This is a genomic window from Streptomyces sp. KL116D (genome assembly GCF_030766975.1).
Classification (GTDB): Bacteria; Actinomycetota; Actinomycetes; order Streptomycetales; family Streptomycetaceae; genus Streptomyces; species Streptomyces longispororuber_A.
The window spans coordinates 44,261-57,721 of the sequence record NZ_JASERH010000068.1 but is presented as its reverse complement, the minus strand read 5'-3'; the positions used below and the strand labels follow the sequence as shown (position 1 = coordinate 57,721).

The following is a 13,461-nucleotide window of genomic DNA, read 5'->3' as shown; positions in this document are numbered from 1 at the left end:
CGTGGTTGGAGCATGGCAGCGCGGCAATAAACAATCAAGCGTGCTTGCATGAAAATCACCGGGGCCGGTCCGGGGCCCGGTCCGCCCGGTACGGGGCCCTGTACGGTGCTCCTCCTGGATCCGACGCACGGGGGTGGCGGTGGCCGAGGACAGACGGTGGCGGCAGGCACCGGAGCGCGGGACGTGTCCCGTGCACGAGCGGGACCGGGTCTGGATCGAGCGCCGGGCGGCGTGGTGCGCGGAGCAGTTCGGAGCGCCGCCGCAGACGCCGGCGCTCCCGGGGTTCGCGCCGCGCGACGCCGCCGGGCCGGCGCAGGAGCGGGCCGAGGACCTGGTGCGGCGGGTCGCCGCGGTGATGGGCGCCGACGTGCCGGCGCTCCGGGTCCGGCTGGTGGACCCCACCCCGGCCGCTCCCCCGCGCACCTGGCACCAGGTGGGCGAGTACCGCGCGGAGCCCGAGGGTCCGGTGATCGACCTGGACAGGACCGTGGCGGCCCGGCCGGACACCTTCGCGGCCCTGATCGCCCACGAACTGGCGCACGCCCGCCTGGACGGGGAGGGCCGCCTCGACGGGCTGGACCTGAGCGACACCGAGGAGGAGCGGCTCACCGACCTGGTGGCCGTGCACCTCGGCATGGGCGTCCTGACGGCCAACGCCGCCGACAACTACACGAGGACGGCCGGGTACTCGGTGACGCCGCTCGGCGGGCTCACCGACTGGATGCTGACCGGCCGCAGGGACGAACCGCCGCGCCGCCTGGGCTACTTGACCCCGGCCGAGCACGGCTACGCCCTCACGTGCTGGACCCTCCTGCGCGCGGAGCCCCACCCGCCCTGGGCCCACCACCTGGTGCCGAGCGTGCGCACGGCGCTGGCGCAGGGGCTGGCGTACCGGGCGGCGCGCGGGAACTGAGCGGGGGCCGCCCGTACGGAAGGCAGCGGAAGGAAGCCGAAGGCAGCCGGCTCAGTCCCGTGGGACCGTGCGGTCCCGGGGGCCCACCTGGGTGCGGACGGCGCCCATGCTCGCCGCGATGACCAGGGCGATCGCCAGGGCCTCCAGCCACGACAGGGCCTGGCTCAGGATGAGGAAGCCGGCCAGGGCCGCGATGGCCGGCTCCAGGCTCATCATCACGGCGAACGTCGAGGCGGGGAGACGGCGCAGGGCCATCAGTTCCAGGGTGTACGGCAGGACCGAGGAGAGGATCGCGATCGCCGCGCCGAGCCCGATCGTCACCGGGTCGAGGAGCCGGCTGCCCGACGACGCGATGCCCAGCGGCAGACAGAGCACCGCCGCCACCGCCATGGCGAGCGCGAGCCCGTCGGCCTGCGGGAAGCGGCGGCCGGTGCGCGCGCTGAAGACGATGTACGTCGCCCACATGACGCCCGCGCCGACGGCGAAGCCGACGCCGACGAGGTCGAGGCCGCCGAGCCCGTCGCCCGCGCCGCCCAGCAGGAAGACGCCGCACAGGGCCAGGCCCGCCCAGAGGAAGTTGATCGCGCGGCGCGAGGCCAGGACGGAGAGCGTGAGCGGGCCGAGGACCTCGAAGGTGACCGCGAGGCCGAGCGGGATGCGGGCCGCGGCCTGGTAGAAGAGCAGGTTCATGCCGCCCATGGCGATGCCGAAGGCGACGACCGTGCCCCAGTCCGTACGGGAGTGGCCGCGCAGCCGCGGGCGGCAGACGACGAGCAGTACGAGCGCCGCCACCACGAGCCGCAGCGTCACCACGCCGACCGCGCCCGCGCGCGGCATCAGGGTCACCGCGAGCGCGCCGCCGAACTGCACCGAGACACAGCCCGCGAGCACCAGGCCGACCGGTCCGAGCGCGGCCCGGCGGGAGGTGGCCGGTCCGGCCCCGTCGTGTCCCGCGAGGGCGGCGTCGGGCGCGGGCGCGGACGCCTGCGGCTGGTCGGTGCGCGAGCCGTTCACAAGGCCTCGTTCCTCTTCTGGTCCGTCACCCGTCGATCACCTGTGGATCACCCGCCGATGCGGTGACCGGTCGGCACCGGTACAGGGTGAGTGCAATATCTTGAACTTACCCGTCCACGGTACTGCACTGCGCGGCGGGGGTGAACCTCCACGCTAGAACTCCCGGGCACGGCGTGTGAAATGCCTTCTGCGCTCCGGTTATGCTCCGCAAGCATGAGCCGGGACCACGCCCACGCCGTCGAAGTCCGTCACCTGCGCTGCTTCCTCGCCATCGCCGACGAGGGCAGCGTCACCCGCGCCGCCGCCCGCCTGAACCTCACCCAGCCCGCCGTCTCCCGCACCCTCGCCGCCCTGGAGACCGCGCTCGGGGTGCGCCTCGTCGACCGCTCCACGCACCATCTGGCGCTCACCCCGGAGGGCCGCGCCTTCCGGGGCAAGGCCGCCGTGGCCGTCGCCGCGTTCGAGGACGCCCTCGCCGCGCCCCGCGCCCCGCACCGCCCCCTGCGCCTGGGCCACGCCTGGTCGGCGGCGGGCGCGTACACGACCCCGCTGCTGCGCCGCTGGCGCCAGGACCACCCGGACGTCCCGCTGGAGCTGCTGCGCATCGACGACCGGACGGCCGGGCTGACCCGCGGCACCGTCGACATCGCGCTGCTGCGCGGCCCGGTCGACGCGCCCGGCCTGGTCACCCGGCTCCTGCACCGGGAGGCGCGGGTCGCCGCACTCCCCTCCGACAGCCCGCTCGCCCGGCGCCCGCACCTCGCCCTGGCCGACCTCCAGGGCGAGGTCATCGCCCTGAACACGGTCTCCGGCACCACCGGCCTCGACCTGTGGCCGCCCGCCGCCCGGCCGGCCGCGACGCTGACGGTCGCCAACACCGACGACTGGCTCGCCGCGATCGCCGCGGACCGGGCGGTCGGGGTGACGTCCACCGCGACGGTCGACATGCACCCGCACCCCGGCGTCACCTACGTCCCGCTCACCGACGCCCCCGACCTGCCGGTGCTCCTGGCCCACCACCGGGTCCCCACCCACCCGTCGGTGCCGGACCTGATCACCCTGGCCCTCGACGTGACCGGGACGACGCGGGACGACAGCCCCTAGGGCCTGTCGGCGGCGTCGAGCCCCTCCGCCAGCACCTCCGCCAGATGCCTCCCCCGCACCCCGGCCAGCTGCCCCAGCTGGGTCCGGCAGGAGAATCCGTCCGCGAGCACCAGGGAACCCTCCCCCGCGGCGCGCACGCTCGGCAGCAGCTGCTCCTCCGCGCAGGCCACCGAGACCTCGTAATGCCCCTGCTCGAAGCCGAAGTTGCCCGCGAGCCCGCAGCATCCGCCGCTCAACTCGCCCTCCAGGCCCGCCCGTTCACGTAGCCGCCGGTCCGCCGTGTCGCCGAGCACCGCGTGCTGGTGGCAGTGCGTCTGCCCCACCACCGGGCGGCCGATCCGCGGCGGCTCCCAGTCGGGGGCGAGCCGCTCCAGCGCCTCGGCGAACGTGACCACCCGGTCGGCGAGGCGCCGCGCCCGCGGATCGTCCGGCAGCAGTTCCGGCAGGTCGGAGCGGAGCGCGGCGGCGCAGGACGGTTCCAGGACGACCACCGGCGGGCCGTCGTCGGCCGGCACCGGCTCCATCAGGTCGAGCGTGCGGCGCTGCACCGCGCGGGCCCGGTCGAGCTGCCCGGTCGAGACGTACGTGAGCCCGCAGCAGACCCGCCCCCGCACCCCGGGCCGCGGGAACGTCCGCGTCGGCGGGAGGACCACGCCCAGCCCCGCCGCCTCCAGGACCCGCCGGGCCGCCCCGGCCACCTCCGGCGCCAGATGGTCCGTGAACGTGTCCGGCCACAGCACCACCTCCGGCCCACCACGCCGCCCCGCCCCGCCAGGCCCGCCCGGCCGCTTGCGCCACCCGGCGCTGAACGTCTCCCGGGCCACCACCGGCAGCTCCCGCTCCGCGGCGACCCCCGCGAGCCGCTTGCCCACCGACGCCAGCACGCCCACCCGGCCCAGGGAGTTGACCAGCCGGGCCGACCGCGTCCGCTCCACCAGCCGCAGCCACCGCGGCAGCCACCCCATCGCGTAGTGGGCGGCGGGCCGCCGCCGGCCCTCGTAGTGGTGGTGGAGGAACTCCGCCTTGTACGTGGCCATGTCGACGCCGACCGGACAGTCGCTCCTGCACCCCTTGCAGGACAGGCAGAGATCGAGCGCGTCCCGCACCTCCTCCGAGCGCCATCCGTCCGTGACGACCTCGCCGGCGAGCATCTCGTGCAGCAGCCGGGCCCGGCCCCGCGTGGAGTGCGTCTCGTCGCCGCCGGTGGCCCGGAACGAAGGACACATCACGCCACTGCCCGACGTCATCGTCTCCGTACGGCACTTGGCGACCCCGACGCAGCGGCGCACGGCGGCGGAGAAGTCGCCGCCGTCGTGCGGATAGCCGAAGACGACGTCCACCGGCTCGCGCGGCAGCACCGCGAACCGCAGGTTCTCGTCGAGCCGTGCGGGCCGCACCAGCGTCCCGGGGTTGAGCACGTCCGCCGGGTCCCACACGCCCTTGACCCGCTCGAAGAGCCCGACCAGCTCCGCCCCGTACATCTTCGGCAGCAGCTCGGCCCGCGCCTGCCCGTCCCCGTGCTCCCCCGACAGCGATCCGCCGTGCGCGACGACGAGGGCCGCCAGCTCCTCGGAGAAGCGGCGGAACCGCCCGATCCCCTTCTCCGTCAGCAGGTCGAAGTCGATCCTGACGTGGATGCAGCCGTCGCCGAAGTGCCCGTACGGCGTGCCCCGCAGCCCGTGCTCGCCGAGGAGGCCCCGGAAGTCCCGCAGGTACGTGCCGAGCCGGGCGGGCGGCACCGCGCAGTCCTCCCAGCCGGGCCAGGCCTCGCTGCCGTCCGGCATCCGGGTCGCCGTGCCGCTCGCGTCCTCCCGGATCCGCCACAGCGCGCGCTGCCCGGCCGGGTCGTCGACGACGAGCGCGTCCAGGACGTCCGCGGCCCGCACGATCCGGTCGGCGGCGGACTTCGCCTCCGCGGGCGTCGCGCCCCCGGTCTCCACGAACAGCCAGGCGCCGCCCCGGGGCAGTCCCGAGTCCGGCGGTACGAGGTCGGCGGCCATGCCCTCGACCGTCAGCGGCCCGTACGGCAGCAGGTCGGCGGCCGCCTCCGCCGCCGCGCTCTCGTCGGTGTACGCCAGGACCGCGAGGGCCTTCGCGGTCGGCGCCCCGACCAGCTTCACGGTGGCCTCGGTGACCAGGCCGAGCGTGCCCTCGGTGCCGCAGAAGAAGCGGGCGAGGTCGGTGCCGTGCTCGGGCAGCAGCGCGTCCACGGCGTACCCGGAGATCCGCCGCGGCAGCCCGGCGTACGGCGCGAACCCGGTCCGCACCAGCCCCAACTCGCCCTCCACCAGCGCCCGCAGACCGGCCGGGGCGCCGTCCCAGCCCCGGCCGAGCCGGTACGTGCCCCCGTCCGCTCCCGCCACGGCGAGCGCCGCGACGTTGTCGGCGGTGGTGCCCCATGCCACGGAGTGCGAGCCGCACGAGTTGTTGCCGATCATGCCGCCGAGGGTGCAGCGGCCGTGCGTGGACGGGTCGGGGCCGAACCGCAGCCCGTGCGGGGCTGCCCGCTCCTGGAGCCGGTCCAGCACGACTCCCGGTTGTACGCGGGCGGTTCGGGTGGCCGGGTCGACGTCGAGGATCCGGTTCATGTGGCGGGTGAAGTCGACGACGACTCCGGTGCCGGTCGCCTGGCCGGCGATGGAGGTGCCGCCGCCGCGGCCCACGACGGGGACGCCGCGTTCGGCGCAGGCCGCGAGGACGGCTCTGACGTCGTCCGCGTCCTTCGGTGCGACGACGCCCAATGGGACCCTCCGGTAGTTGGAGGCGTCCATGGTGGTGAGCGCGCGTGCCGTGGTGGTGAACTCGACGTCGCCCCGGACGACGTCCCGTAGGGCCCTACCGATGTCGTCAGCCATGCGGTTCAGCATGCCCGGTGAGCGTCCACTCAATGGGGTGGTGCTGCGGGTGTGGCGGGTGCGGGCCCGGTGGGGGCAGATTGCGACTGCGTCTGCCGGGCCGGTCCTTCGTCGCGGGCTGGGGATTGTGGTGGGTTGCTCGCGCAGTTCCCCGCGCCCCTGGGAGGCATGCGCTGCGCGCAGCCTTCCTCCGTCGGGGAGATGCCGCACCGCAGGTGCGCATCTCAGGGGCGCGGGGAACTGCGCGAGAAGCCCCACCGGGCGGTCAGGCACCGTCAACCTTCGCGACCACGGCGCGAGGTCGACGCGAGAAGCCCCACCGGGCGGTCAGGCACCGTCAACCGTCGCGACCACGGCGAGCTTCGCACCCGGCATCACACAGCCCTCGGCAGACGAGATCCCGCATCTCACCGGGCGGACACGTCGCAGCCCGGTGAGACCCACCCGCTACCCTCCACCTCGTGGCTGAGATCCAGATTCCCGCTGACATCAAGCCCGCCGACGGACGTTTCGGCGCGGGCCCCTCCAAGGTGCGCACGGAGGCGCTGGACGCCCTGGCCGCCACCGGCACGTCCCTCCTGGGCACCTCCCACCGCCAGGCACCGGTCAAGAACCTGGTCGGCCGCGTCCGTGAGGGCGTGCGCGACCTGTTCTCCCTCCCCGAGGGCTACGAGGTGATCCTGGGCAACGGCGGCTCCACGGCCTTCTGGGACGTGGCGACGCACGGCCTGATCGAGAACAAGTCGCAGCACCTGAACTTCGGCGAGTTCTCGTCGAAGTTCGCGAAGGCGGCCAAGCTCGCTCCCTGGCTGGCCGAGCCGACCGTGATCAGCTCCGACCCGGGCACGCACCCGGAGGCGCAGGCCGAGGCCGGCGTCGACGTGTACGGCCTGACCCACAACGAGACGTCCACCGGTGTCGCCGCCCCGATCAAGCGTGTCGCCGGTGCCGACGAGGGCTCCCTCGTCCTGGTCGACGCCACGTCCGGCGCGGGTGGCCTGCCCGTCGACATCACCGAGACGGACGTCTACTACTTCGCCCCGCAGAAGTCCTTCGCCTCCGACGGCGGCCTGTGGATCGGCGTCTTCTCCCCGGCCGCGATCGAGCGCGCCGAGCGCGTCCACGCGTCCGGCCGGCACGTCCCGGAGTTCTTCTCGCTGCCGACGGCGATCGACAACTCCCGCAAGAACCAGACGTACAACACCCCGGCGCTCTCCACGCTCTTCCTGCTCGCCGAGCAGCTGGACTGGATCAACGGCCAGGGCGGGCTCGCCTGGTCGACGGGCCGTACGAAGGACAGCTCGTCGCGCCTGTACACGTGGGCCGAGGAGTCGAAGTACGCGACGCCGTTCGTGACGGACACGGCGAAGCGGTCGCAGGTCATCGGCACGATCGACTTCGCGGACGAGATCGACGCGGCCGCGGTGGCGAAGGTGCTGCGGGCGAACGGGATCGTCGACACGGAGCCGTACCGCAAGCTCGGCCGCAACCAGCTGCGCATCGCCATGTTCCCGGCGATCGACCCGGCGGACGTGCAGGCGCTCACCGCCTGCATCGACTACGTCATCGGCCAGCTCTGACACCTGCCTCTCCTCGCCGTAGGACTTCAGGCATCGCGGGGACCTGCACACCGGCTATGGCTGGTCGCGCAGTTCCCCGCGCCCCTGGAGGCCTGCGACCTCCTGGAGGCGCACGGAGTGCGCCTTTCAGGGGCGCGGGGAACTGCGCGACCAGCCCCCACCGGACCCGCACCCGCCCACGCAACAGGTCACGGCAGACGCGCAAGCGCCCCCGCTCCCCCTACCGCCCCAGCGCCGCGAACTTCCGTGCCGCCAGCGGGAAGAACACCAGCGTGAGCACCGCGGGCCACACCACCGCCATGAGCACCGCGTGCTGCTCCACCCACGAGTCGCCCGCCCCGACCGGCGTACCGAAGAGTTCGCGGGTCGCCGCGACCGTCGACGAGATCGGGTTCCACGCCGCCACCGCCCCCAGCCAGTCCGGCATCAGCTGCGGCGCGACGAAGATGCTGGAGATCATCGTCAGCGGGAAGGCCACCGCGAACAGGCTGCCCGCCGCCTCCGGGTTCGGCACCAGCAGGCCCAGCCACACGCCCAGCCAGATCAGCGCGAAGCGCAGCCACAGCAGCAGGGCGAACGCGGCCAGGCCGCCCACGATCCCGCCGTCCGGGCGCCAGCCGATCGCCAGCGCCGTCAGCATCAGGATCGCCAGCTCGGCGCAGGCGACCAGCAGATCGGTGACGCCGCGCCCCGACACCACCGCCGACGGCGCCATCGGCATCGAGCGGAACCGGTCGATGACCCCCTTCGTGGCGTCGTGGACGACGAGCGTCGCCGTGTTGATGAAGCCGAACGCCATCGTCATCGCGAACATGCCCGGCATCAGGAAGTCCCGGTAGTCGCCACCGCCCGGCACCACCATCGCGCTGCCGAACACGTACCCGTACAGGAGCACGGACAGGATCGGGAAGCCCAGCTGCCAGGCGATGTTGACCGGCTGGCGCTGGTAGTGGGTGAGGCCGCGGCGGACCACGTTCCAGCAGTCGGCGACCGCCCAGTACAGCGTCGTCCCCATCAGGCGGCCCTCCCCGTCAGGCGCAGGAACACGTCGTCGAGGCTCGGCCTGCGCAGTCCGATGTCCTCGACGGGGACGCCCTCGTCCTGGAGCGTGCGCGCGGCGTCCGTGAGCGCGGCGACCCGGTCGGCGACCGGCGCGTGCACCCGCAGGGCCTCCTCGTCGACGACCGGCTCGGCGCCGCCCCGCGCGACGATCTTCGCGGCGCGGGAGAGATCGGCGGCATCGGTGACGACGACCTCGATGCGGTCCCCGCCGACGGACCGCTTGAGGCCCTCGGGGGTGTCGTCGGCGATGGCCCGCCCCTGGTCGATCACGGTGATCCGGCCGGCCAGCTTGTCGGCCTCCTCCAGATACTGCGTGGTCAGCAGCACGGTCGTGCCCGCCGCCACCAACTCCCGGACGCTGTCCCAGACTTCGCCCCGGCCGCGCGGGTCGAGGCCGGTCGTCGGTTCGTCCAGGAACAGCACGTCCGGGGTGAGGATCATGGACGCCGCGAGGTCGAGGCGGCGCCGCATGCCGCCGCTGTACTCGCCCACGCCCTTGTCGCCCGCGTCCGTGAGCCCGAACTGGTCGAGGAGCTCGGCCGCCCGCTCCTTCGCCCGGCGCCCGCCGAGGTGGAAGAGACGGCCGAACATCTCCAGGTTCTGCCGGCCCGTGAGCACCTCGTCCAGCGCCGCGTACTGACCCGTGAGACCGATGCGGCGGCGCACCTGCCGCGGCCTGGACGCCACGTCCGCACCGCCGACCTCCGCCCGGCCCCCGTCGAACCGCAGCAGCGTGCTGAGCACCCGCACCGCGGTCGTCTTCCCCGCCCCGTTCGGCCCGAGCAGGCCGTGCACCGTGCCGCGCCGCACGGTCAGGTCGAACCCGTCCAGCGCGCGCTTGTCCCCGTACCTCTTCACGAGCCCCTCGGCCCGCACCGCGTGGTCCCCGTCGGCCACGGCCCCTCCTTCGTCGTCCACCAACTGAGTACACCGTACCCAGATGAGAGTACACCGTACCCAGTTTCCCGGCAGAGGTTTACGCTGAGCCCATGAGCAGCGGCACCAGGGGCACGAACGGCAGCACCGAGACCAGCGGCAGCGGCGACATCCGGCGCAGCCTGGAGCTGCTGTGGGGCACGGGGGCCCGGCCGAGCCGGGGCCCGAAGCCCGCGCTCTCCCTGGAGCGGATCGTCGCCACCGCGATCGAGGTCGCGGACGCCGAGGGGATCGCCGCCGTCTCGATGCGCCGCCTCGCCACCGACCTGGGCACCGGCACGATGTCGCTGTACCGGTACGTGCCGGGCAAGGCCGAGCTGCTCGACCTGATGCTGGACCGGGTGCAGACCCCGTACGAGGACCCGGCCGCGCTCGGCGACGGGAGCTGGCGGGACGCCGTGGCGACGATGGCCCGCGAGACGCTCGCCCTCTACCACCGCCACCCGTGGCTGCTCCAGGTCAACCAGGCCCGCCCGGTGCTCGGCCCCGGCGCGCTGGCCGGCATGGAGAAGATGATGGCCCGCATCAGACCCATGGGCCTGACCGACCCCGAGCTGCTCTCGGTCCTGGTCATGGTCGAGGGATACGTCTCCGGGGTCGCGCGCACCCGCGTCTACGAGGAGGAGGCGGAGAAGACCACGGGCCTGACGGACGCCGCGTTCTGGGGCGCGCAGCAGCCCACCCTGGAGGCGGCCATGGCCAGCGGCGACTATCCGGTGATGGCGTCCCTGTCGGAGGACACCTTCGGGCCCGGCTTCGACCACTTCGAGTTCGGTCTGCAGCGCATCCTGGACGGCCTCGACGTCCTCGTCGCGGCGCGCGGCACGGACCGCAGGAGGTGACAGCACGGCCCGCCGGTGCATCCATGGACGTATGACGAACCGACCGGAGAACCCTCAGGACCGGCCCGCGCCCAGCCCCGCCCTCGCGCCCCTCGTGAAGCAGTACGCGGTGCTGCTCACCACGCACAAGAAGGACGGCACCGGCGTCGGCACGCCCGTGAGCATCGCCGTCGAGGGCGACCACGCGTACATCCGCACCTACGGAAAGGCGTGGAAGGCCAAGCGCATGCGCAACAACCCGGAGGTGGAGATCGCCCCCTCCACGCTGCGCGGCGCCCCCACCGGCCCCGCCCTCAAGGCCCGGGTCCGGCTGCTCGACGAGGGCAGCGACGAGGCGCGGCACGCGGCGAAGCTCCTGCGCCACAAGCACCCGATCATGCACGGCGTCGGGGTGCCGCTCGCCCACCGGGTCAAGCGGGACAAGACGCTCCACTACGAAGTGCGTGTCCTCGGCGAGTAGCCTTCAGCGTTCCTTGGGCCGCCGCAGCAGCCGTCCGATCCCGATGGCGACGATGAGCACGACGGCGGCCCCGACGGCGCCGGCCTTCCCGGTGAATCCGCCGTCGTCGTTCCCCGAGCCGCCGCCGGACCCCGAACTCCCGGCGCCGTCGGAACCGCCGCCCGCGCCCTCGACCTCCACGGGCTCCACCGAACTGCCCTTCCCCTCGCTCCCGTAGAGGAGGGTCCTGCCGTCCAGGGTGTACGTGACGGACTCGCCCTGCGGCTGCATCGGCACGCTCAACTGGCCCTGGCGCTCCGGCTTCCCGTCGTTCCACCGGTACGCGATGCCGCCGAAGTAGCCGCGCAGGGCGAGCTGCTTGCCGTCGGGCGAGAACGCTCCGTCGGTCACCCACAGGTCGATGTCGGCGATCCGCTCGAACGTGTTCGTGGCGGACGGGTCCAGCGGGTCGGGGCCCTCGTAGAGGCCGCCGCCGTCCTCGCCCTTCTCCACGATGTAGACCCGGCCGGTCCTGGGGTGGACCATCATCGCCTCGGCGTTGCGCGGGCCGTCCGCGTACTTCACGACGTACTGCGTCGCGCGCACGGTCCGGTCGCGCAGGTCCTTCGGTTCGGGCAGCTGGTAGATCCACACGTGGTCCCACTTGCCGCCGAGGTTGTCGCCGATGTCGGCGACGTAGAGGTTCCCGTCGGGGCCGACCGAGATCGCCTCGACGTCGCGCGGGGCGCCGACGCCGGTCAGGGTGAGCGTGGCGACGGTCTTTCCCGTCCGGCCGTCGATCGCGTACAGGTAGGCGCCGTCGTCGCTGTCGTTGTGGGTCCAGTAGACGCCCGGGTGGGCGCGCGAGGCGGCCAGACCGCTGGACTCGGTGATCCGGGGGTCCTCGATGGTGAATCCGTCGGACCCCGGGGACGGCTCGCCGGCGGCCGCGGGCAGCGCGGTGGCGCCGAACAGCAGGGCGGCGGCCGCCGCGACCCCGGCCACGCGCGACGACACCCGGGACGGCCTCCGGGCAGACAACGCCTTGTACGAACGCATGCCCACAGCTTGCCAGGCGTGTTCGGTCTCACATGCACGCGGCCGGGGTGATCTCCCCGGCATCGACCATGATGAGCGGATGCTCAGGTTCATGTTCGTCGGCGACTCGATGACGATTGGCAGCGCGGGCGAGCACACCTGGCGCCTGCGCATGTGGCGGCACCTGCGCGCCACCGGCACCGACTGTGCCGTGGTCGGCCCGCGCACCGCCCTGTACGGCGGCGGCCACGACTACGCCGAACCGGACTTCCCGCAGCACCACCTGGCCGGCTGGGGCGAGGGCTGGCAGCACATGGCGCCGGTCATCGCGGACGCGGTCACCACCGCCCGCGCGGACGTCCTCCTCGTCTCCCTCGGCCTGATCGACCTCGGCTTCTACACGAACGCCGAGCAGACCGCGGAGAACATGCGCCGCTTCGTCACCGCCGCCCGCGCCGCGAACCCGGCCGTCCGGATCGCCCTGCTGCCGGTGATCCCGAACGTCAGGGCCGACACGGACGCGCCCTTCGCCGCGCAGGTCGCCCACTTCAACACGCTGCTCGCCAAGGCGGTCGCGGACCTGTCCGAGCCCCGCTCGCCGCTCCTGCTGGCGTCCGTCCCCGAGTCGTACGACATCCGGCACGACACGTACGACGGTACGCATCCGAACGCGTCCGGCGAACACAAGCTGGCGTCCGCCTTCGCCGACGCGCTGCACCAGGCGTGGGGCATCGGCGGCCCGTACGACATGTGCGTCACCCCCGCCACCGACTGACCGAGAACCCGCCCCCCTCCCGCCGGATCTCCGCCGCGCCGGGCCCGGGAAAGTGTGCCGGGATCACCAACTCGTTCTCGTCGGCCGCCCGTTGGAGCACGCGCACCCGGCTGGCCGCCGACTCCGTCGGGTCCACGCACATCGCGCTGCTGCACGTGGGGGCGACGAACTGGGCGGGGCTGTGCAGGAGGTCGCCGACGAAGACGGCCCGGTCCGTGCCGGCGGTGAGGCGCAGCACCGAGGAGCCGGGGGTGTGGCCGGGTGCCGGTTCGAGGGTGAGGTGGGCGTCGATGCGGTGGGAGTCCTCCCAGAGCACCGCCTGGCCGGTGGCGACGACCGGCGCGATGCTGTCGGCGAAGAGGAAGCGGTGGTTGTCGTGCGCGGTGCGGGCGGCGCCGTCGGGCCCGAAGTAGTCGTGGTCGGCCCGCGGGATCAGATAGGTGGCACGGGGGAAGGTGGGCACCCAACTGCCGTTCTCGTCGCGGGTGTTCCAGCCGACATGGTCGCCGTGGATGTGGGTGTTGACGACGACGTCGACGTCCTCGGGCCGCACGCCCGCCCGCGCCAGCCGGTCCAGGAAGTCCGTGTCGAAGCCGGAGAAGTGCGGGGTGCCGGGGCGCTCGCGGCCGTTGCCGACGCCCGGGTCGACGACGATCGTGCGGCCCTCGCTGCGCACCACCCAGGCCTGCACGGCGGCCAGCACCTGCCCGCTGTCGGGGTCCTGGAAGTCGGGGGCGAGCCACTTCTCGTGGGCCTGCCAGACGTCGTCGATGCCGGGGAACAGGTCGGCGGGCGGCCCGAAGGGTCCGCGCACCTCCACGACCTTGAGGATCTCGATGCCGCCCAGCGTGATGCGTTCGAAGTCGGTGTCCATGCCGACCACGGTAGGAAGGGGGTGGCGAG

At 73.6% G+C, this 13,461-nt stretch carries 12 protein-coding genes; 6 read left to right on the top strand and 6 right to left on the bottom strand.

The features are described 5' to 3' along the window. Window positions 1-190 precede the first annotated feature (190 nt). The gene (locus RBJ77_RS28225) at window positions 191-913 is read left to right on the top strand and encodes a hypothetical protein (RefSeq protein ID WP_372347600.1); all 723 of its coding nucleotides are present in this window, start codon (window positions 191-193) and stop codon (window positions 911-913) included. A gap of 51 nt (window positions 914-964) precedes the next feature. Here RBJ77_RS28225 and RBJ77_RS28220 read toward each other — a convergent pair whose 3' ends face one another. Further along, entirely contained in the window at window positions 965-1,927 is a 963-nt protein-coding gene (locus RBJ77_RS28220; protein WP_255968743.1) for a DMT family transporter, read from the bottom strand. A gap of 213 nt (window positions 1,928-2,140) precedes the next feature. On the opposite strand from RBJ77_RS28220, the gene RBJ77_RS28215 reads away from it, so the two are divergent. After that, complete coding sequence (locus tag RBJ77_RS28215) at window positions 2,141-3,031, top strand: LysR family transcriptional regulator (protein WP_372347599.1); 891 nt, start codon at window positions 2,141-2,143, stop codon at window positions 3,029-3,031. Here the strand turns inward: RBJ77_RS28215 and RBJ77_RS28210 are convergent. After that, the gene (locus RBJ77_RS28210; protein ID WP_372347598.1) at window positions 3,028-5,886 is read right to left on the bottom strand and encodes an FAD-binding and (Fe-S)-binding domain-containing protein; all 2,859 of its coding nucleotides are present in this window, start codon (window positions 5,884-5,886) and stop codon (window positions 3,028-3,030) included. The genes RBJ77_RS28215 and RBJ77_RS28210 overlap by 4 nt on opposite strands. Before the next feature lie 461 nt (window positions 5,887-6,347). Between RBJ77_RS28210 and serC the strand changes: the two genes are divergently transcribed. After that, window positions 6,348-7,466 carry a phosphoserine transaminase gene (gene serC / locus RBJ77_RS28205; protein ID WP_372347597.1) on the top strand — a complete coding sequence of 373 codons (1,119 nt, stop codon included), beginning with the start codon at window positions 6,348-6,350 and terminating at the stop codon, window positions 7,464-7,466. Between the two features lie 220 nt (window positions 7,467-7,686). Here the strand turns inward: serC and RBJ77_RS28200 are convergent, their stop codons facing one another. Both RBJ77_RS28200 and RBJ77_RS28195 read right to left on the bottom strand, forming a co-directional pair. After that, a complete protein-coding gene (locus RBJ77_RS28200) occupies window positions 7,687-8,481 on the bottom strand; it encodes an ABC transporter permease (RefSeq protein ID WP_372347596.1) in 795 nt (264 codons plus the stop codon). Continuing rightward, entirely contained in the window at window positions 8,481-9,425 is a 945-nt protein-coding gene (locus tag RBJ77_RS28195; protein ID WP_372347595.1) for an ATP-binding cassette domain-containing protein, read from the bottom strand. The genes RBJ77_RS28200 and RBJ77_RS28195 overlap by 1 nt, the downstream gene beginning before the upstream one ends. Window positions 9,426-9,517: 92 nt before the next feature. On the opposite strand from RBJ77_RS28195, the gene RBJ77_RS28190 reads away from it, so the two are divergent. Together RBJ77_RS28190 and RBJ77_RS28185 are read left to right on the top strand one after the other, a co-directional pair. Continuing rightward, window positions 9,518-10,306 (top strand): TetR/AcrR family transcriptional regulator, encoded by a 789-nt coding sequence (locus tag RBJ77_RS28190; protein WP_372347594.1) that lies wholly within the window; start codon window positions 9,518-9,520, stop codon window positions 10,304-10,306. Between the two features lie 31 nt (window positions 10,307-10,337). Then, window positions 10,338-10,766: a PPOX class F420-dependent oxidoreductase gene (locus RBJ77_RS28185; protein ID WP_372347593.1), complete on the top strand. Its 429-nt coding sequence runs from the start codon at window positions 10,338-10,340 to the stop codon at window positions 10,764-10,766. Between the two features lie 3 nt (window positions 10,767-10,769). On the opposite strand, the gene RBJ77_RS28180 is transcribed toward RBJ77_RS28185, so the two are convergent. Then, a complete protein-coding gene (locus tag RBJ77_RS28180) occupies window positions 10,770-11,804 on the bottom strand; it encodes a WD40 repeat domain-containing protein (protein WP_372347592.1) in 1,035 nt (344 codons plus the stop codon). A 79-nt stretch (window positions 11,805-11,883) separates the two neighbouring features. Between RBJ77_RS28180 and RBJ77_RS28175 the strand changes: the two genes are divergently transcribed. Further along, window positions 11,884-12,558 carry an SGNH/GDSL hydrolase family protein gene (locus RBJ77_RS28175; protein ID WP_372347591.1) on the top strand — a complete coding sequence of 225 codons (675 nt, stop codon included), beginning with the start codon at window positions 11,884-11,886 and terminating at the stop codon, window positions 12,556-12,558. Here the strand turns inward: RBJ77_RS28175 and RBJ77_RS28170 are convergent. Then, complete coding sequence (locus RBJ77_RS28170) at window positions 12,539-13,432, bottom strand: MBL fold metallo-hydrolase (RefSeq protein ID WP_372347590.1); 894 nt, start codon at window positions 13,430-13,432, stop codon at window positions 12,539-12,541. The genes RBJ77_RS28175 and RBJ77_RS28170 overlap by 20 nt on opposite strands. Window positions 13,433-13,461 lie beyond the last annotated feature (29 nt).